The sequence below is a fragment of the Actinomadura sp. NPDC048032 genome, from assembly GCF_040653175.1.
Classification (GTDB): Bacteria; Actinomycetota; Actinomycetes; order Streptosporangiales; family Streptosporangiaceae; genus Spirillospora; species Spirillospora verrucosospora.
On sequence record NZ_JBEZJP010000753.1, the window covers coordinates 1 to 1892 of the forward strand.

General features: G+C 73.3%; 1 protein-coding gene. It reads right to left on the reverse strand.

The window, feature by feature from the left end; genetic code table 11:
* Window positions 1-90: 90 nt before the first annotated feature.
* Complete coding sequence (locus tag AB0C69_RS41880) at window positions 91-1707, reverse strand: ABC-F family ATP-binding cassette domain-containing protein (protein ID WP_360362405.1); 1617 nt, start codon at window positions 1705-1707, stop codon at window positions 91-93.
* Window positions 1708-1892: the final 185 nt, after the last annotated feature.

The window sequence follows — 1892 nt, forward strand, 5'->3', positions numbered from 1 at the left end:
GTGGCGTTCCCCCAGGAGAGCATCGTCCGCGACCCCGGAGCACTACGGCTCCTCCGCACGGGGCCGCCGCGCCGGCGCCGCTGGTCCGCGCTACATCGGTTCGGCCTCGGTGAGGCCGCACGACCGGTCCATGCGCAGCCAGCGGGTGATGCCGAGGGTGCGCAGGAACGGCACGTCGTGGCTGACCACGATCAGAGCCCCCTCGTAGGCGGCGAGCGCCTGCCCGAGCTGCGCGGCGCTGGCCATGTCGAGGTTGTTCGTCGGCTCGTCCAGCAGGAGCAGCTGCGGGGCCGGCTCGGCGAGCAGCAGCGACGCCAGCACGGCGCGGAACCGCTCGCCGCCCGACAGGGTCCCGGCCGGCTGGTCGGCCCGCGCTCCGCGGAACAGGAACCGCGCCAGGCCCGCCCGGATCCGCGCGGGCGGAGCCGACGGCGCCTGAGCCCGGACGTTCTCGGCGACGCTGAGGCCCTCGTCGAGGACGTCCAGCCGCTGCGGCAGGTACCGGACGCCGTCCACACCGATCTTCACGGCCGTGCCCTCGGGGACCCGGTCGCCCACGAGCGCCCGCAGGAACGTGGTCTTGCCCGAGCCGTTGGGTCCGACCAGGGCGATCCGTTCCGGCCCCCGGACGATCAGCTCGCCCAGCGTGCCGGGTTCCGGGTCGGGGGCGGCGAGCCCCGTCACGGTCAGCACCGTCCGCCCCGCCGGGACGCGGGTGGCGGGCAGTTCGACGCGGATCTCGGCGTCCTCGCGGACGGCCCCCTCGGCCTCGGTGAGCCGCGTGCGGGCGTCGGCGAGCCTCTCCTCGTGCATGATGCGGTGCTTGCCGGCCGAGACCTGGGCCTGCCGCTTGCGCTCGCCCATAATGATCTTCGGCTCGCGCTTGTTCTCCTGCATCTTGTTGCCGTAGCGCTTGCGACGGGACAGCTTGACCTGGGCCTCCTCCAGCTCCCGCTTCTGCCGCCGCAGGTCGGTCTCGGCGGCCCTGACGGTCCGCTCCGCGGCCTCCCGCTCCACCGCGAGCAGGTCCTCGTAGGCCGACAGGTTGCCGCCGAAGGACCGGACGGCGCCCTCGCGCAGGTCGGCGATCTCGTCGACCCGGTCGAGCAGCTCGCGGTCGTGGCTGACGACGACGAGCACGCCCGTCCAGGACGCCACCGCCTCGTACAGGCGGTGCCGCGCGTCCAGGTCCAGGTTGTTGGTCGGCTCGTCGAGCAGCAGGACGTCGGGCCGGGCCAGGAAGCGCGCGGCCAGCCCGACCATCACGGCCTCGCCGCCCGACAGCGTCGGGACCGTGCGGTCCAGCCCGAGGTGCCCGAGGCCGAGCCGGTCGAGCTCGGCGGCGGCGCGCTCCTCGACGTCCCAGTCGTCCCCGACGGCGGCGAAGTTCTCCTCGGTGGCCTCGCCGCGCTCGATGGCGTGCAGGGCCGCGCGGGTCGCGGTGATGCCGAGCAGGTCCGACACCGTGGCGGCGTCGTCGAGGACGAGGTTCTGCGGCAGGTAGCCGACCTCCCCGTCAACGCTGACGGTGCCCGAGCCCGCGCGCAGCTCGCCGGCGATGATCTTCAGCAGGGTCGACTTCCCGGACCCGTTGACGCCGATCAGGCCGGTCCTGCCGGCGCCGAACGCGACGTCCAGCCCGTCCAGCACGACCGTGCCGTCCTCCCACGCGAACGACAGATCCGAGCAGACGATGGCAAATGACATTGGGCCGCCTCCATGGTGGTGAGAAAGATGCGTGACGCATGGAGACACCGCGGATCGCGCGACGCGCCGGCGGGCATGAGAAAGCCCGGCGGGTAAGAGTCCGCACTGAGGTCACGTGCGCGGGCCGGAGAACGGCCACTGCGCGGTGTCGGACCTCAGATCCTCAATGGACTCCCCTACCGGGC